This is a genomic window from Embleya scabrispora (assembly GCF_002024165.1).
GTDB lineage: Bacteria > Actinomycetota > Actinomycetes > Streptomycetales > Streptomycetaceae > Embleya > Embleya scabrispora_A.
Genome location: NZ_MWQN01000001.1, coordinates 4,557,285 through 4,574,724, shown reverse-complemented (window position 1 = coordinate 4,574,724; position 17,440 = coordinate 4,557,285). Strand labels below are relative to the sequence as shown.

The 17,440-nt window shown below is 69.9% G+C and carries 12 protein-coding genes and 3 pseudogenes; 3 read left to right on the top strand and 12 right to left on the bottom strand.

Features of this window, described 5'->3' with window-relative positions; all coding sequences use genetic code 11:
• Window positions 1-157 precede the first annotated feature (157 nt).
• A pseudogene (locus B4N89_RS20230) lies at window positions 158-469 on the top strand (Scr1 family TA system antitoxin-like transcriptional regulator); the annotation flags it as partial.
• Window positions 470-1,353: 884 nt separating this feature from the next.
• On the opposite strand, the gene B4N89_RS20225 reads toward B4N89_RS20230, so the two are convergent.
• On the bottom strand, window positions 1,354-1,725 hold the full coding sequence (locus B4N89_RS20225; RefSeq protein ID WP_078977248.1) for a MerR family transcriptional regulator: 372 nt from the start codon (window positions 1,723-1,725) through the stop codon (window positions 1,354-1,356).
• 89 nt (window positions 1,726-1,814) lie between these two features.
• Between B4N89_RS20225 and B4N89_RS20220 the strand changes: the two genes are divergently transcribed.
• Window positions 1,815-2,720, top strand: a complete 906-nt coding sequence (locus tag B4N89_RS20220) for an alpha/beta hydrolase family protein (RefSeq protein ID WP_078977247.1) — start codon at window positions 1,815-1,817, stop codon at window positions 2,718-2,720.
• Between the two features lie 22 nt (window positions 2,721-2,742).
• Here the strand turns inward: B4N89_RS20220 and B4N89_RS20215 are convergent, their stop codons facing one another.
• The gene (locus B4N89_RS20215; RefSeq protein ID WP_078977246.1) at window positions 2,743-3,126 is read right to left on the bottom strand and encodes a winged helix-turn-helix transcriptional regulator; all 384 of its coding nucleotides are present in this window, start codon (window positions 3,124-3,126) and stop codon (window positions 2,743-2,745) included.
• A gap of 104 nt (window positions 3,127-3,230) precedes the next feature.
• Between B4N89_RS20215 and B4N89_RS20210 the strand changes: the two genes are divergently transcribed.
• Window positions 3,231-3,626, top strand: a complete 396-nt coding sequence (locus B4N89_RS20210) for a PPOX class F420-dependent oxidoreductase (protein WP_078977245.1) — start codon at window positions 3,231-3,233, stop codon at window positions 3,624-3,626.
• Between the two features lie 28 nt (window positions 3,627-3,654).
• Here the strand turns inward: B4N89_RS20210 and B4N89_RS20205 are convergent, their stop codons facing one another.
• From B4N89_RS20205 to B4N89_RS20160, 10 genes and pseudogenes are all read right to left on the bottom strand, one after another.
• Entirely contained in the window at window positions 3,655-5,580 is a 1,926-nt protein-coding gene (locus B4N89_RS20205; RefSeq protein WP_078977244.1) for a TIGR03960 family B12-binding radical SAM protein, read from the bottom strand.
• A 143-nt stretch (window positions 5,581-5,723) separates the two neighbouring features.
• Window positions 5,724-6,902, bottom strand: coding sequence for a rod shape-determining protein RodA (gene rodA, locus B4N89_RS20200; protein WP_235618957.1), 1,179 nt, complete (start codon window positions 6,900-6,902; stop codon window positions 5,724-5,726).
• Between the two features lie 74 nt (window positions 6,903-6,976).
• On the bottom strand, window positions 6,977-9,232 hold the full coding sequence (gene mrdA / locus B4N89_RS20195; RefSeq protein WP_078979487.1) for a penicillin-binding protein 2: 2,256 nt from the start codon (window positions 9,230-9,232) through the stop codon (window positions 6,977-6,979).
• A gap of 52 nt (window positions 9,233-9,284) precedes the next feature.
• Window positions 9,285-9,791: pseudogene (mreD, locus tag B4N89_RS20190) on the bottom strand (rod shape-determining protein MreD); the annotation flags it as partial.
• A gap of 4 nt (window positions 9,792-9,795) precedes the next feature.
• A complete protein-coding gene (gene mreC, locus B4N89_RS20185) occupies window positions 9,796-10,836 on the bottom strand; it encodes a rod shape-determining protein MreC (protein ID WP_078977241.1) in 1,041 nt (346 codons plus the stop codon).
• Window positions 10,837-10,951: 115 nt separating this feature from the next.
• Complete coding sequence (locus tag B4N89_RS20180) at window positions 10,952-11,971, bottom strand: rod shape-determining protein (RefSeq protein WP_078979486.1); 1,020 nt, start codon at window positions 11,969-11,971, stop codon at window positions 10,952-10,954.
• A 430-nt stretch (window positions 11,972-12,401) separates the two neighbouring features.
• Window positions 12,402-12,812: a nucleoside-diphosphate kinase gene (gene ndk, locus B4N89_RS20175; protein ID WP_078977240.1), complete on the bottom strand. Its 411-nt coding sequence runs from the start codon at window positions 12,810-12,812 to the stop codon at window positions 12,402-12,404.
• A 146-nt stretch (window positions 12,813-12,958) separates the two neighbouring features.
• Entirely contained in the window at window positions 12,959-13,294 is a 336-nt protein-coding gene (locus tag B4N89_RS20170; RefSeq protein WP_078977239.1) for a DUF4233 domain-containing protein, read from the bottom strand.
• Window positions 13,294-14,745, bottom strand: a pseudogene (gene folC / locus B4N89_RS20165) (bifunctional tetrahydrofolate synthase/dihydrofolate synthase); the annotation flags it as partial. The pseudogene folC and the gene B4N89_RS20170, both read right to left, overlap by 1 nt.
• 54 nt (window positions 14,746-14,799) lie before the next feature.
• Window positions 14,800-17,433, bottom strand: coding sequence for a valine--tRNA ligase (locus B4N89_RS20160; protein WP_078977237.1), 2,634 nt, complete (start codon window positions 17,431-17,433; stop codon window positions 14,800-14,802).
• Between the last annotated feature and the right edge of the window lie 7 nt (window positions 17,434-17,440).

The window sequence follows — 17,440 nt, the reverse complement described above, 5'->3', positions numbered from 1 at the left end:
CAGCAGCAACCCGAGTGGCGCGTCCGGTCGTCGCCGCCCTGCCGGCGATCGCCGCCCGCATCATGGGCCCGATCTCTGGCGACGAACTCTCACGTGAGGGCATAAAGGACACAACGGAGTCGACGAACCGCCCTTCGGCACGCCCGTCCTCGCGCATGCGCAACTTGACGTATCCGTAGCCAGGCCGCAACTCGTGCATCTGCTGGAACTGAGCGAACTTCCCAACGTGGTGCTCGAAGTGGTGCCGATGGACTGCGGCTTGCACCCTTGTATGGATGGCGCATTCGTTGTTCTCACGATTCCGGGCCGCGGCGAGCGCGCCTACGTCGCGAGCATGTCAAAGGGTCAAATCGTCACCAAGGGCGAAGCGGTCACGGAAGTAGAGCATCGATACGATCTGTTGCGGGCCGAAGCTCTCTCCCCTTCGCGTTCGCAGCAACTTCTGCAGGACCTGTTGGAGAGCGCTTGACGAAGACACGCCCTCAGCCCTCGCTCACGGATATCGGAGATGGTGGCCAGAGTCCCCCGGAAGGCGTCAAGGACGCCGGCCGGGGCATTCCCGGCGAGAGTCGCGCTTTGGTTGCGAGGTGCCGGTGCGGGGCCGGTCAGAGTCGGTGGTGGGCCGCCGCCGGCGTGCGGGGCTCCGAGACTCGGGCCTACCGACGAGGCGGGTGCGTTGCTCGGCGAAACCCGGCCGGCAGCGGCGGGGAGGAGGGGGCTCGGGTCGAGTTCCCGGTGAGCCTTCCCGAATGGGTCGGTGATTTGGGGGACGTTTTCGGGGTGCTTGGGGCCGCAACCGGATCGCGACGGGTGCTCTGGGGCCCTGGGGTATCGATGACCTGCGGTTTTGGGGTCGAGGCGGAAAGTCGGGTGTCGAGTGCCGGTTTCGTGTTGCTCCGGACTCCTCGATGCCGGCGTGAGGACCGAAAGTGCCGAGTCGAGACCGGTTTCGCGCTCTCCGACCTCACACAGGCGTCCAAGGGGGGCCGAACGGGATCCCGAGGCACCCGCAATGCCATCCGCCAGCGCTGACCTGCGGTTTTCTCTCGGTCCGGCGCTGTGGCACCCCACGAGATCCGGTTTCGTGAAGCTCGGCCACTCCCATGCCCACTGCCCGCTGCACTCCGAAGCCACCCGACCCACTCGGGAAGGCTCCCCGGAGGACTCGACCCGAACCCCCACCCGCTCCCTCGCTGCCGGCCGGGTTTCGCCGAGCAACGCACCCGCCTCGTCGGTAGGCCCGAATCTCGGAGCCCCGCACGCCGGCGGCGGCCGCCCATCACCGACTCTGACCGGCCCCGCACCGGCCACCCGCGACCAAGGGCACAGTGCCGGCCGGAACCGGCTTGTCGGTCAGGGGCGTTGGCAGGGTTGGCCTGTTTGTAGGTTTGTGTTGGCGGCGGTTATGACGGCGTCGAGTCTGGTTCGGGCGGTCACCAGGGCGGCGATTCGGGTGTCGATGTGATCGCGTTCTGCTGCCAGGCGGGTCAGGAGTTCCGGGGTGGCCACGCCGTTTATGACGCAGGGCAACAGGGCTGCGATCGACTTGCTGGGGATGCCGGCGGCGTAGAGCTGTTGGATGAGTAGGACGCGGTCTATCGCGCTGTCCGGGTATTGGCGTTGGCCGCTGGGGGTGCGTTCCGCGGCGAGCAGGTCTTGTTCCTCGTAGTAGCGCAGCGCTCGGACGCTGACGCCTGTGCTGGTGGCCAGCTCGCCGATGCGCATTACGCCTCTCCACTGCTTGCCTCTGACGTGGGCGTCAGGTTTTAGCGTAGCTCGCGACTGCTTGTCCGCTCCGCGAAGGAAGTTCGCTCATGCTCGTCTCGGACGTGGCCATCCCCGTCGTCTCGGTACAGCCCGTCGTCCTGGCGGCGCCGGATCGGGGTGTGGATCTGCGGGTGCGGGTTTCCGCGCCGGTTGGTGGGAGTGGGTTGCCGATCGTTGTCTTCTCGCACGGCTTCGGGTCGTCGTCGCTCTGCTATGGGCCGCTCGTCGACTTCTGGGCCGCGCACGGCTTCGTGGTGATCCAGCCCACCCACCTCGACTCCAGGACCGTCGGCCTCCCCCCGGACGCCTCCCGCAGGCCGCAACTCTGGCGCACCCGGGTCGGGGACATGCGGCTCGTCCTCGACCGGCTCGATCTGTTGGAGGCGGCCGTTCCCGGGCTTGCCGGGCGCCTCGATCGAAGCCGCATCGCCGCCGCCGGGCACTCCTTCGGCGGGCAGACGGCGGGCATTCTGCTGGGGCTGCGCGTCCTCGACCCGGTGACCGGCAACGCCGAGGACTTGGCCGACTCGCGGATCAAGGCCGGCGTACTGCTCGCCACCGCCGGCCGGGGCGGCGACGACCTGACGCCCTTCGCGGCCGAGAACCTCCCGTGGCTCAAGGGGCCGGACTTCGCGCACATGACCGCGCCGGCCCTCGTCGTCGCCGGGGACCACGACGAGTCGCCGCTGTCCGTCCGAGGGCCGGAGTGGCTCGCCGACCCGTACCACCTCAGCCCCGGGCCCAAGAGCCTGCTCACCCTCTTCGAGGCGGAGCACTCCCTCGGCGGGATCGCCGGCTACGAGGCCCGGGAGACCACGGACGAAAACCCCGAGCGTGTGGCCCTGATCCAACGGGTCACCCTGGCCTACCTCCGCCACGCCCTCGGCATCGACGACGCCGACTGGGCGGAAGCAAAGAACGGCACACCCATGGGACGTATCGAATCCAAGTGACTCCCCCGTGCCCGCCCCGCGCTCACCCCGCCGCGCGGTCGTACGCCTCCCGCGACGCCGTGACCGCCGGCTCGTGGCGTTCGGCCCAGGCGGTGAGGCCGGACAGGTACTCGAACAGCTCCCTCGCCATCACGGTCGCCTCGTACTCGACCTTCGGCGGCACCGTCGGGTACACCGTGCGGATCAGCAGACCGTCGCGTTCCAGGCTGCGGAGCGTCAGCGTGAGCATGCGGCGGCTGATGCCGTGGATGGCGCGTTCCAACTCGGTGAAGCGTACGGGGCCGTTGCGCGCCTCCATCAGGACGCTGATGCTCCACTTGCCCGCCACCCGGTTGAGCACGTCCAGCACGCGGCATGCCTGGGTGACCTCGGCCTGCTCCGTTACACAGATGTTCCGCTGTGACATGAAAGTGCCTTCTTTCGTCGGCCTCCATGGTCACGGAGGATGTGTCCCGTAACAAGAAGTGCACCAAGCGAACACCACAAACCCCACGGAACCGGGAGCACTCGATGTCCATCACGCTCGACGACGCGACCCTCAAGCTGCTCGACGCCAAGAACTTCGCCACCGTCTCGACGCTCAACGCCGACGGCGGCCCGCAGGCCTCGGTCGTCTGGTTCCAACGCGACGGCGACACCATCGTGTTCTCCGCGACCGAGGGCCGCGCAAAGGTCCGCAACCTCCGCCGCGACCCACGCGTCAGCGTCACCGTCTTCGACCTCGAAAACCCCTACCACTCGGTCGAGTTGCGAGGCACCGCCGAGATCGTCCCGGACCCCACGAAGGAACTCCCGCTCGCGCTCTCGCTCAAGTACCTCGGCGAGGCCCCGCCGCCGGAGCCCGAAACGATCGCCCGCGTGGTGGTGCGCGTGACGCCGACCAGGGTGAACTCGTTCTCGGTCTGATCGAGCCCGAACCCCGGTCGGCGACCGGCTACTTGACGACCGACAGCGGCAGCAGCTTCCGGCCCGTCGGGCCGATTTGGATCTCCGTGCCCATCTGGGGGCAGACGCCGCAGTCGAAGCAGGGGCTCCAGCGGCAGTCCTCGACCTCGGTCTCGTCGAGGGCGTCCTGCCAGTCCTCCCAGAGCCAGTCCTTGTCCAGACCGGAGTCCAGGTGGTCCCACGGGAGCACCTCGTTCCACTCGCGCTCGCGCGTGGTGTACCAGTCCAGGTCGACCGGCTCGTCGGCCAGCGCCTCGCCCGCGCAGCGCACCCAGCGGTCGTAGCTGAAGTGTTCGCTCCACCCGTCGAAGCGGCCGCCGTCCTCCCACACCGCGCGGATGATCCGGCCCACGCGGCGGTCGCCGCGCGAGAGCAGGCCCTCGATCGCGCCCGGCTTGCCGTCGTGGTAGCGGAAGCCGATCGACTTGCCGTACTGCCGGTCCGCGCGGATCGCGTCGCGCAGCTTGTGCAGCCGCGCGTCGGTGGCCGCCGGGTCCAGCTGCGGGGCCCACTGGAACGGGGTGTGCGGCTTGGGGACGAACCCGCCGATCGACACCGTGCAGCGGATGTCGCGGCTGCCCGAGACCTCGCGGCCCTTCTGGATGACCTTCTTGGCCATGTCCGCGATCTGCAGCACGTCCTCGTCGGTCTCGGTGGGCAGGCCGACCATGAAGTAGAGCTTGACCTGGCGCCAGCCGTTGCCGTAGGCGGTGGCGACGGTGCGGATCAGGTCCTCCTCCGACACCATCTTGTTGATCACCTTGCGCAGCCGTTCGCTGCCGCCCTCGGGGGCGAACGTCAGGCCCGAGCGGCGCCCGTTGCGGGTCAGCTCGTTGGCCAGGTCGATGTTGAACGCGTCGACCCGGGTGGACGGCAGCGACAGGCCGATCTTGTCGTCGGTGTACCGGTCGGCCAGGCCCTTGGCCACCTCGGCGATCTCGGTATGGTCCGCCGAGGACAGCGACAGCAGGCCGACCTCCTCGAAGCCGGTCGCCTTCAGGCCCTTGTCCACCATCGCGCCGATGCCCTCGATGCTGCGCTCGCGCACCGGCCGGGTGATCATGCCGGCCTGGCAGAACCGGCAGCCCCGGGTGCAGCCGCGGAAGATCTCCACGGACATGCGCTCGTGCACCGTCTCGGCGAGCGGGACCAGCGGCTGCTTGGGGTAGGGCCACTCGTCCAGGTCCATCACCGTGTGCTTGGACACCCGCCACGGCACGCCCGAGCGGTTCGGCGCGACCCGCTGGATCCGACCGTCGTCCAGGTAGTCCACGTCGTAGAAGCGCGGCACGTACACACTGCCCGTGACCGCGAGGCGGAACAGCAGCTCGTCCCGGCCGCCCGGACGGCCCTCGGCCTTCCAGGCCCGGATGATGTCGGTGATCTGGAGCACGGCCTGCTCGCCGTCGCCCACCACCGCGCAGTCGATGAAGTCCGCGATCGGCTCGGGGTTGAACGCGGCGTGCCCGCCGGCGAGCACGATCGGGTGGTCCTCGGTGCGGTCCTTCGCCTCGATCGGGATCCCGGCGAGGTCGAGCGCGTTGAGCATGTTCGTATAGCCCAGCTCGGTGGAGAAGCTGAGTCCGAACACGTCGAACGCGCCCACCGGCCGGTGTGCGTCCACGGTGAACTGCGGCACCCGGTGCTCGCGCATCAGCTTTTCCAGGTCGCCCCACACCGCGTAGGTGCGCTCCGCGAGCACGTCGGCGACCTCGTTGAGGACCTCGTACAGGATCATCACGCCCTGGTTGGGCAGCCCGACCTCGTACGCGTCGGGGTACATCAGGGCCCAGCGGACCGCGCACGCGTCCCAGTCCTTGACGGTCGAGTTGAGTTCGCCACCGACGTACTGGATGGGCTTCTGCACCTGGGGCAGAAGCGGCTCCAGACGCGGGAACAGGGACTCGACGGGCATGGCGGTCCTTCCGGGAGTGCGGGGAGGGGATCGACCACCTCGTGGCGGGAAGGGTGATCGACCTCCCAGCCTAACGCGACGCGGGCGGACCCCCTACCGAGATGTCGGCGAGAGCCCGCCCGCACGGGGTGCGATCGGTGCGATCAGGCGTATTTGAAGGCGCCGGCGTGTCTCATGTGCACCGACTGCAACAGTCCTATCCCCATCCACACGGCGAACATCGACGATCCACCGTAGGAGACGAACGGCAGCGGCAGCCCGGCCACGGGCATGATGCCGAGGTTCATCCCCATGTTCTCGAACGCCTGGAACGCGAACCAGCCGACCACACCCGCCGCCACGATCGTGCCGAACAGGTCGTCGGCGTGCAGCGCGATCCGGATCCCGCGCCACAGCAGCAGCGCGAACAGCCCGATGATCACCGCGCTGCCGACGAAACCCAGCTCCTCGCCGGCCACCGAGAAGACGAAGTCGGTCTGCTGTTCGGGTACATACGAGCCGCCGGTCTGCTCGCCGTGGAACAACCCCTGGCCGGTGAGCCCGCCCGAGCCGATCGCCAGCCGCGCCATGACCGTGTTGTAGCCGACGCCCCCCGGGTCGAAGCTCGGATCGGCGAAGGCCCGGAACCGGTCGATCTGGTACTCGCTGAGCAGCCCGAAGCGCACCACCGCCACCGCACCGGCCCCCGCGAGCGCGAACATCAGCACCATCCACCGCGCCCGCGCGCCGGAGGCGAGCAGCACGCACAGCACGATCATCGCGATCACCATGACCGACCCCATGTCGGGCATCAGCAAAATCACCGCCATCGGCACCGCGGCCACCACCAGGGCCCAGAACACGGCCTTGTCGCCCGGCCTGGCCAGGTCCCCGGTGTCCACCCGCTCGGACAGGATCATCCCCATGCACAGGATGATCCCGAGCTTGACCAACTCGGCGGGTTGCAGCGAGAAGCCGGCGCCGATCTGGATCCAGGCCCGCGCCCCGTTGACCGTGCTGCCCAGCGGGCTCAGCGCCGCGAACAACCCGAGCACGGCCACGATCGCCACTATCGGGGAGAACGCCCGGATCCGGCGGTGACCGATTATCGCCACCACCGTGGCCAGCACCAACCCGATCGCCAGGTTGAGCAGGTGCCGCTTGAAGAAGAACTGCGGATCACCGCCGGTGAGTCCGCGCCGATTGCGGGTCGCCGACCACACCAGCAGCGAGCCCACGCCCGACAACACCAGCGCCGGGCCGAGCAGCAGCCAGTCCAACCGCCGCACCGGCGCGTCCCGCTGGATGATCTGCCGGGTGATCGACCGGCGCGGGGTGAACACCGGTGCCAGGCGACCCAGGTCCGGTGTCCCGAATCCGGCCACCCGCGAGGCGGGCCGCAGTCGCAGGTTCAGGTTCATGTCCCTCTCCCGGTCCGGTAGGTCACCCGCTCGGGCGGCAGCGCCCCGGGCCCGAAAGCCGACACACCGACCGTGCGCCCGTCGCCGTCGCCGAGCGGATGCGGCGGCGACACGAAGGACGGCGCGCGCAAGGACACCGAGGCCACCGTCCCGTCCGCCTGGATGTGCGGCAGGTCCGCGGGCGGGCTGGGCAACAGCGCCTTGCTCGGGTCGATCGCGCCCTTCTCGTCCACGCCGAGCAGCGCCTCGTAGATCTTGCGCACCGACGGACCCGAGGTGCCGGAGCCGGTACCGCCCTGGCTGACCATCATCACCACGGCGTACTGCGGACCGTCCTTGGGCCCGCCGTAGGTGGCGAACCACGACGTGCTCTGCTTGCCGTACACCGAGCCGGTGCCGGTCTTGGCCGCTATCGGCATCTGCGCGTTCGGCCAGTTGGCGAACACGCCGGCCGCGGTGCCGTTCATCTCGACGCCGATCAGCGCGTTCTGCAGGTACTTCATCGTGGCGTCGCCGACCGGCACCTTGCCCGCCGCCTGTGGCTGGATCTCGCGCACCAGCTTGCCGTCCGGGCTGACCACCGCCTTGCCGATGGTCGGCTTCCACAACGTGCCGCCGTTGGCGATCGCCGCGTACACCCGGGCCATCTGCAACGGGGTCACCGTGGTGTCGCCCTGGCCGATCGCGAAGTTGATCGCGTCACCGGCGCGGAACTGCCAGCCGTCGACGCAGTTCTCCTTGGCGATCTTGTCCACGTACTCGTTGCCCGTGTTGCCCTGCTTGCACCACGCGTCCTTGTTCTGCTCCCAGTTGCGCTTCTTCCAGGCCCGGTCGGCGATCCGCCCGCCCGACTCGCCGGGCAGGTCGATGCCGGTGGGGGCGCCCAGGCCGTAGTTCTTGGCCATGGTCACCATCGGGTCCTTGGGGGTCTTCCCGAAGATCCCGCCGTCCTTGAGCCACATGTCGTAGCCGATGCCGTAGAAGACGGTGTTGCAGGAGACCTCCAGCGCGCGCTGGAGCGAGATCGGCCCGTAACCCCTGGACTCCAGGTTGTTGAAGGTCGTGCCGCCGACCGAGATGCTGGGCGAGCAGTCGTAGGTGGCCTTGGTGGAGTAACCCGACTCGGCCGCGGCCGAGGTCGAGATCACCTTGAAGATCGAGCCCGGCGCGAACTGACCCTGTATGGCCCGCGACACCAGCGGCACGCCGGCCTTCTCGTCGGTGAGCGCCTTGTAGTCCTGCGGCGAGATGCCGCCCACCCACACCGACGGGTCGTAGTTGGGCGCGCTCGCCATCGCGATCACCCGCCCGGTCTTGATGTCCAGCACCACCGCCGCACCCGCGTCGGCGATGAAGTTCTTGTGCGTGTTGCCCGCGTCGAAGGTCGCGCGCGCCCGCTTCATCGCCTCGTCCAACTGCTGCTCGGTGATCGCCTGGATCTTCGCGTCGATGCTGGTGACCAGGTGGTTTCCGGCCACCGGCGGCGTCTCCGAGACGGTGCCGGTGACCCGGCCCAGGTGGTCGACGGACAGCCCGGTGACCCCGGACTTGCCGCGCAGGTCGGCGTCGTAGGTGCGCTCCAGACCGCTGCGGCCGACCTCGTCGGCGCGCTGGAGGTCCTTCTTGCCCTCGGCCTTCTGCTTGCTCAACTCGTCGTCGGAGACCGGCGAGAGGTAGCCGACCACGTGCGCGCCGTTGGCCCCCTCGGGCGCCGGGTACTGGCGCACGGCGGTGGGCTCGGCGGTCACCCCGGGGAACTCCTCGCGGTGCTCCATGATGGTCAGCGCCTGCTGGGTGGTGGCGTTGTCCGTGACCGGGATCGGCTGGTACGGCGAGCCGTTCCAGCACGGCTTGGGCACGTTGCGCTCACACAGCCGGGTGCGTGCCTTGACCTCGTCGACCGGCAGTTCCAACACCTTGGCCAGCCGGGTCAGCACGGCCGTACCCAGGTCCGGCATGCGCATCAACTCGGTACGGCTGACCGACACCACCAGCGCGGTGCGGTTGTTCACCAGCGGTCGGCCCTTGTCGTCGAGGATCCGGCCGCGCACCGCTGGTGTCACCACGTCCCGGACCGCGTTCTGCGAGGCCGCCGCCGCGTAGTGGTCGCCCTCGCGGATCTGGAGGTACCAGAGCCGGCCGAAGAGGGTGATCATCAGCGACAGGACCAGGATCAGCAGGATGACCATCCGGGCGCGCACGGTATGTGCGCCGTCGCCCCGCGATCGCCCGGCGTTGAGCAGGCTGGGCATGTACTTCTTGCGCATCTGGCTCGGTCACCCCCTACCGGGACAGGCCCGAGAGCAGCGGTTTCGGATCCACCTTGCGGGCCAGCGCCATCACCCACGGGACCACGAACGGGGCCAGGATCGCGTCGTAGAGCACCGCGGTCAGCAGCAGCTTCGTCAGCCCCACCTCGCGCACCGCCCCGTCGCCGACCAGCGCGCCGACCGCCGCGTAGAGCACCGTGGTGCCCGCCGCGGCGATCGCGATCACCGCGATCGGGGTGAGCACCGAGCGCCGGGGGTTGCGGGAGGCGAACATGCCCGCCACGTAACCGGTCAGGCACAACACGAACGCGTACCGGCCGGCCGCGTGGTCCGCCGGCGGCGCGAGGTCCGCGCACAGGCCCGCCGCGAAGCCGATCACGCACCCCGAGGTCGGCCCGTACGTCAGCGCGAGTCCGACCACCACCAACAGCAGCAGGTCCGGCACCGCGCCGGGCAGACCGAGCCGGGCGAGCACGCTCACCTGGACCACGAGGGCGACGACGATCAGCAACGCGGCGTAGAACACGCGGGAGATCCGCACCGTCTCAGTCCCTTCCGGTCGATGGGGTCGTGCCGCCGGCCGGCGGCTTGGCGTTGGTACTGCGGTTGCCCGCCGTGGCCGGCTTCGCGGCCGAGGCGCCGCGCGGCGGCTCGGTGCTCGCCGGCGGCGCGGGCGGCGCGGGCGGCGCCTGCTGGGCGGGGGGCGGCGCGGGCGTCTCCGGGGTCGGCGCGGGCGGCAGTATCGAGTCGCGCGGATCGGTGCGCGGCGGCTCGATCACCACGCCCACCGTGTCCAGGCTGGAGAAGTGCACGTACGACTTCACCTCGACGCTGCGGGTCAACTCGCCCGGGGTGTTGCGCACCTGGGCGACCTCGCCCACCGGCACGCCCGGCACGAACGGCTTGCCGCCCTGCGATCCGAACGTCACCAGCCGGTCGCCCTTTTTGACCTGGGCCTGTCCGTTGAGCAGCTTGAGGTTCATCGGCTTGCTGCCGCGGCCGGAAGTGATCCCTATCTCCATCGACCCCGCCAGGCGCGAGCCGACCGAGAATCCGGGGTCGGTGGCGAGCAGTACGGTCGAGGTCATCGGGCCGACCTGGGTCACCCGCCCGACCAGACCGTCGCCGTTGATCACGGTCATGTCGGGCTTGATGCCGTCGCCGGCGCCCGCGTCGATGGTGACCGTCCAGGAGAAGCCCTGGGCGGGGCCGATGGCGACCACCCGCGCGGGCTTGATCCGATACTGGCCGGCCGCCGAGACCTTGAGCAGTTTGTCGAGTTCGGCCGCGCGGTTGCGGTCGAACTGGATGTTGTCGACCTGTTGCCGGAGTTTGGCGTTCTCGTCCTGCAGGCGCTTCTTCTCGCCCTCGTGGGAACCCGCGTCCTTGACCGCGTTCACGGCCCGGCCGACGGGGTCCACGGCGGCGGACACGCCGCGTTCGGCGGGACCGAACACGGCCGAGGCCCAGTCGCGCACGTTCGCGATGGGCGAGTTCCGGCCACCGCGGATGTCCACGGTGATGAGGGCGAAAGAGATCGCCAGCAGCAGCACGAGGACCAGCCGACCATGCCGGGAGTCCCTCACGATGCGCGCCCGCCCCTTTCGTACATTGCGGCGCTGGTGGGCAGTTGTGGTGTGTGGCCGCGCCGGATCGGGCACGGAGGGCGGCGCGTACGGTCGGCCGCCTCCGTCTCCTCGGTCAGCGGCGCGGTTGGGCGTCCAGTACCTGCTGAAGCTTCTCGTACTCCTCGACGCACTTGCCCGCGCCCAGAGCCACCGAGTCCAGCGGGTTGTCGGCGATGTGGATCGGCATGCCGGTCTCGGTCCGCAGCCGCTCGTCGAGGCCGCGCAGCAGGGCGCCGCCACCGGTGAGCACGATGCCGCGATCCATCACGTCGCCGGCGAGTTCGGGCGGACACTGGTCCAGGGTGCTCTTGACCGCGTCCACGACGGTGTTGACCGGTTCCTCGATGGCCTTGCGGACCTCGGAGGTGGAGATCACGATCGTCTTCGGCAGCCCGCTGACCAGGTCGCGGCCGCGGATCTCGCTGTGCTCGTCCTCGCCGAGGTCGAAGGCCGAGCCGATCGACATCTTGATTTCCTCGGCACTGCGCTCGCCCAACAGCAGCGAGTATTCCTTCTTGACGTAGGCGATGATCGCGTTGTCCAACTCGTCGCCCGCCACCCGGATCGACTGCGCGGTGACGATCCCGCCGAGCGAGATCACCGCCACCTCGGTGGTGCCGCCGCCGATGTCGACGACCATGTTGCCGGTCGCCTCGTGCACCGGCAGGCCGGCACCGATCGCGGCGGCCATGGGTTCCTCGATGATGTGCACGCTGCGCGCGCCGGCCTGGCTGGACGCCTCCACCACCGCGCGGCGCTCGACGCCGGTGATGCCGGAGGGCACGCAGATCACCACGCGCGGCCGGGCCAGGTAGCGGCGGCGGTGCACCTTGAGGATGAAGTAGCGCAACATCCGCTCGGTGATCTCGAAGTCGGCGATCACGCCGTCCTTGAGCGGTCGGATCGCCACGATGTTGCCGGGCGTGCGCCCGATCATCTTCTTCGCCTCGGCGCCGACCGCCAGGATGCCCCCGGTCGTGGTGTTCTTGGCGACCACCGACGGCTCGTTCAACACGATGCCGCGGCCTCTGACGTACACCAGCGTGTTGGCCGTACCGAGGTCGACCGCCATGTCACGACCGATGAACGACAAGTTGTTCGCCATAAAAAAACCTAGGGCCTTCCCGAGCTCGTAGCCATGAGGACATGAGCCGGCCGGAGGACGTCACGTCCGGGACGCCGAACCGGCCGACCACAATCGTAGGCACGGAGTAACGGCGACAGAACCGCGATGTTCCGGGGCACGGCTGCACCCTCCATCCACCATGACGTGATCACCGGGCGAGGGGTTGCGTGCCACGCGCGGGGAATGGAGGGATTTCCCTCTAACAGCGCACGCGCGGCGCCCGATCGGCACTCTCGCGCTCGCGCGCGGGCGCGCCCGGCGGGTCCGTAAAAAATTTCGACGCCCGGTGCGGCCCGCGCGCGTCGCGCGGCGCCGGGGATCGTCTCGGCACGGGGTCCGGCCCGGTGCGCGGGTCGCGATCGTGGGAAGCGCGCACCGGGGCACCGCGGCCGAACCGTCAGGCGTGCTCGGGGAAGAAGTTCTTGATCTCGCGCTCGGCCGAGTCCACCGAGTCGGAGCCGTGCACGATGTTCTCCCGGGTGATGGTGGCGAAGTCGCCGCGAATCGTGCCCGGGAGGGCCTTGATCGGGTCGGTGACGCCCGCGAGTGCGCGGAACGACTCGATCACGCGTTCGCCCTCGACGATCATCGCCACCGACGGCGCCGAGGTCATGAACTCCACGAGCGGGGCGTAGAACGGCTTGCCCTCGTGCTCGGCGTAGTGCCGCTCGATCGTCTCGCGGTCCATCACGCGCAGATCGAGCGCGGTCAGGGTGAAGCCCTTGCGCTCGATGCGGCCGATGACCTCGCCGACGAGACCGCGCCGGACTCCGTCCGGCTTGACCAGGACGAGCGTGCGCTCGGACATGGGGCTCCTTGCTTGATCGGAGGGGGACTCGATACGGGTGTCGCACCGTACGGATGTTGCGACGTACGGGTGTCGCGACCCTACGAATGGGTCAACGCCCAGAGCCTATCCGGGGTAACGCCCGGACCTTTCGGCCGTATCCCGGATCACTCGGCCGTGGCCTCGCGGGCGGCCTTGGCGGCGTCGATGATCCGCCCGACCCGGATGCAGCCGTACCAGATGAGGCCGAACACCACGCCGATCAGGAACATCATCGGGACCACGAAACCGGTCAGGAACAGGCCGGCCTGGAGCACCCAGCCCGCCGTGATCGCCCACGGCTCCTTGAGCTTGGCGCACAACCACACGCACACCAGGGCCGAGGGCCCCGCGACCGCCCACAACACCCCGGTGGAGATGTCGGTGAGTTGCATGGCGACCAGCGCGGCCAGGCAGATCACCAGGGCCTGGCCGATCAGGTGGGTCGAGCACAGCGCGCGCATCAGGCGCCCTTTCCGTCGGTCCGGCCGGCTCCGGCCTCGCGTGCGCCGCCCTTGAGCAACACCCGCGCCTCGCCGACGGTGACCACCGAGCCGGTGATCAGGACGCCGGCGCCGCCGAGGTCGCCCTCCTCCTCGGCCAGCGTGACCGCGGCCTCGATCGCGTCGGGCAGCGCGGGTTGTACGTCCACCCGGTCGGCGCCGAAGACCTCGACGGCGAGCGCGGCGAGTTCGTCGACGGGCATCGCGCGCGGCTGCGAGTTCTGCGTGACCACGACCTCGGCGAGCACCGGTTCCAGGGCCTCCAGGACGCCTCTGACGTCCTTGTCGGCCATCACCGCGACCACCCCCACCAGGTGCCGGAAGTCGAACGAGTCGGTCATCGCGCGGGCGGTGGCCAGGGCGCCGGCGGGGTTGTGCGCGGCGTCGATCAGCACGGTGGGGCTGCGTCGGACCACCTCGAGCCGCCCCGGGGAGGTGACCGACGCGAACGCCTCGCGGACCAGGTCGGCGTCCAGCGCGCCGGCGCCGGTGAGCCCGGGTCGGTCGGCCGTGCCGACGCCCAGGAACGCCTCCACCGCGGCCAGCGCCACCGCGGCGTTCTCCGCCTGGTGCATGCCGTGCAGCGGCAGGAAGACGTCCTCGTACTCCCCCGCCAGGCCGCGCAGGGTGAGCAACTGGCCGCCCACCGCGAGGTCGCGCCGGACCACGCCGAACTCCATGCCCTCGCGGGCCACCGTCGCGTCCACCTCGACCGCGCGCCGCAGCAGCGACTCGGCGGCGTCGGCCGGTTGCCGGGCCAGCACCACCAGGCTGTCCTTCTTGATGATCCCGGCCTTCTCCACCGCGATCTCGCCGGGCGTCGAGCCGAGCCGGTTGGCGTGGTCGACCGCGATCGGGGTGACCACCGCCACCGTGCCGTCGACCACGTTGGTCGCGTCCCAGGTGCCGCCCATGCCGACCTCGACCACCGCCACGTCCACCGGCGCGTCGGCGAACGCCGCGTACGCCATGGCGGTGAGCACCTCGAAGAAGGACAACCGATGCTGCTGCGCGGCGTCGACGATGTCGACGTAGGGCTGGATGTCGCGGTAGGTCTCGACGAAGCGTTCGGCGCTGATCGGCTCGCCGTCCAGGCTGATCCGCTCGGTCATCGACTCGACGTGCGGGCTGGTGTAGCGGCCGGTGCGCAGCCGCAGGGCGCCCAGCAGGCTCTCGATCATCCGGGCCGTGCTGGTCTTGCCGTTGGTGCCGGTGATGTGGATGACCGGGTAGGCCCGCTGGGGTTGGCCGAGCACGTCCATCAGCGCGACGACACGTTCGGTGGAGGGGTCGAGCTTGGTCTCGGGCCAGCGCCCGACCAGTTCGGCCTCGACGGCGCGCTGTGCGGCCAGGGCCTCGGCGGGGTCTGTCACAGGTGTCACCGGTTCTGATCGAGTTCTTCGGGAGCCGGCCGAGTGCCGGCCCTGTGCGCGGCCCGGGGTGTCCGGGCCGCGCGGCCGTACGGGTCAGGCCGAGGGCAGCCGGTCGAGCTGGCCCCGGATGCGTGCGATGTCTGCCTCGGCGCCGGCCAGCTTCTCCCGGACCTTGTCCACCACGTCGGGGGCGGCCTTGGCCAGGAAGCCCGCGTTGCCGAGCTTCTTGGTGTTCACGTCGCGGACCTTCTCCGCCTCGGCCAAGTCCTTGGACAGCCGCTTGCGCTCGGCGGCGAAGTCGATCGCGCCGGACAGGTCCAGCTCGATCAGGGCGCCCGCGACCGGGAAGGACGTGGTCGCCGAGAAGCCCTCGCCGGCCGGCGTGCAGCGGGCGAGCTGACGCAGCGCCGCCTCGTGCGCGGCGATCGTGGTGCCCGCGAGCGAGATGTTGGCCGGCACCCGCTGGCCGGGCTTGAGGCCCTGGTCCGAGCGGAAGCGGCGGACCTCGGTGACCACCTGCCGAAGGGTGGTGATCTCGGCCTCGGCGGCCGGGTCGGCGAACCCGCTCGGTGCCGGCCACTCGGCCACCACCAGCGACTCGCCGCCGGTGAGCGTGGTCCACAACTCCTCGGTGACGAACGGCACGACCGGGTGCAGCAGCCGCAGCGTCACGTCGAGCACGTGGCCGAGCACGCGCCGGGTGGCCCCGGCCGCGGCCTCGTCGTCGCCGTTCAGCGGGAGTTTGGCCAGCTCCACGTACCAGTCGAAGACCTCGTCCCAGGCGAAGTGGAACAGCGTGTCGGAGAGCTTCGCGAACTGGTAGTCCTCGTAGTAGGCGTCCACCTCCGCCACCACCGCGTCCAGGCGGGACAGGATCCAGCGGTCGGTCGCCGACAGGTGCTCGGCGGCCGGCATCGGGCCCTCGACGGTGGCGCCGTTCATCAGCGCGAACCGGGTGGCGTTCCAGATCTTGTTGCAGAAGTTGCGCGAGCCCTGGACCCAGTCCTCGCCGATCGGCACGTCGGTGCCCGGGTTGGCGCCGCGGGCCAGGGTGAAGCGCAGCGCGTCGGTGCCGTACGCGTCCATCCAGTCGATCGGGTCGACCACGTTGCCGAACGACTTGGACATCTTCTTGCCGAACTGGTCGCGGACCAGGCCGGTGAGCGTGATGGTGTGGAACGGCGCCTGCCCGTCCATCGCGTACAGGCCGAACATCATCATCCGGGCCACCCAGAAGAAGATGATGTCGTGACCGGTGAGCAGCACGTCGGTCGGATAGAACTTGGCCAGGTCGGCGGTCTGTTCGGGCCAGCCGAGGGTGGAGAAGGGCCACAGGCCGGAGGAGAACCACGTGTCCAGCACGTCGGTGTCCTGCGTCCAGCCCTCGCCGGTGGGCGCCTCGTCGTCCGGGCCCACGCAGACCGTCTCGCCGTTCGGGCCGTACCAGACCGGGATGCGGTGGCCCCACCACAGCTGCCGCGAGATGCACCAGTCGTGCATGTTGTCGACCCAGGCGAAGTAGCGCCCGGCCAACTCCTGCGGGTGGATGGCCACCCGGCCGTCGCGCACCGCGTCGCCGGCGGCCTTGGCCAGCGGCTCGACCCTGACCCACCACTGCATCGACAGGCGCGGCTCCACCGTGGTCTTGCAGCGCGAGCAGTGCCCCACGGCGTGTGTGTACGGGCGCTTCTCGGCGACGATCCGGCCCTGCTCGCGCAGCGCGGCCACGATGGCGAAGCGGGCCTCGTAGCGGTCCAGGCCCTGGAACGGGCCGTGCGCGGTGACCATCGCGCGCTCGTCCATGATCGTCGGCATCGGCAGGTCGTGCCGGCGGCCGATCTCGAAGTCGTTCGGGTCGTGCGCCGGGGTCACCTTGACCGCGCCGGTGCCGAACTCGGGGTCCACGTGCTCGTCGGCCACGATCGGGATCCGCCGACCGGTGAGCGGCAGTTCGATCTCGGTGCCGACCAGGTGCGCGTAGCGCTCGTCGCTCGGGTGCACCGCGACGGCCGTGTCGCCGAGCATGGTCTCGGCGCGGGTGGTGGCCACCACGATCGAGGCGTCGCCGTCGCCGTAGCGAATCGAGACCAGCTCGCCCTCGTCGTCCTGGTGCTCGACCTCGATGTCGGAGATCGCGGTCAGACAGCGCGGGCACCAGTTGATGATGCGCTCGGCGCGGTAGATCAGCTCGTCGTCGTAGAGCCGCTTGAAGATGGTCTGCACGGCCCGGGACAGGCCCTCGTCCATGGTGAACCGCTCGCGCGACCAGTCGACGCCGTCGCCGAGCCGGCGCATCTGGCCGAGGATCCGCCCGCCGTACTCTTCCTTCCACTGCCAGACCCGGTCCACGAACGCCTCGCGGCCCAGGTCGTGCCGCGACTTGCCCTCCTTGGCCAGTTCGCGCTCGACCACGTTCTGGGTGGCGATGCCGGCGTGGTCCATGCCGGGCAGCCACAGCGCCTCGAAGCCCTGCATGCGCTTGCGGCGGGTGAGCGCGTCCATCAGCGTGTGCTGGAACGCGTGACCGAGGTGCAACTGCCCGGTCACGTTCGGCGGCGGGATGACGATCGTGTACGGCGGCTTGTCGCTCTTGGCGTCGGCCTCGAACCAACCCGCGGCTACCCAGCGCTCGTACAGTTTCCCCTCTACCTCGGCGGGGGTGTACTGGGAGGGAAGGGCCTGCGGCTGCTCGGCGGCAGCGGCTGCGGGAGTGGTGTTCTCGGTCACCGCCCCA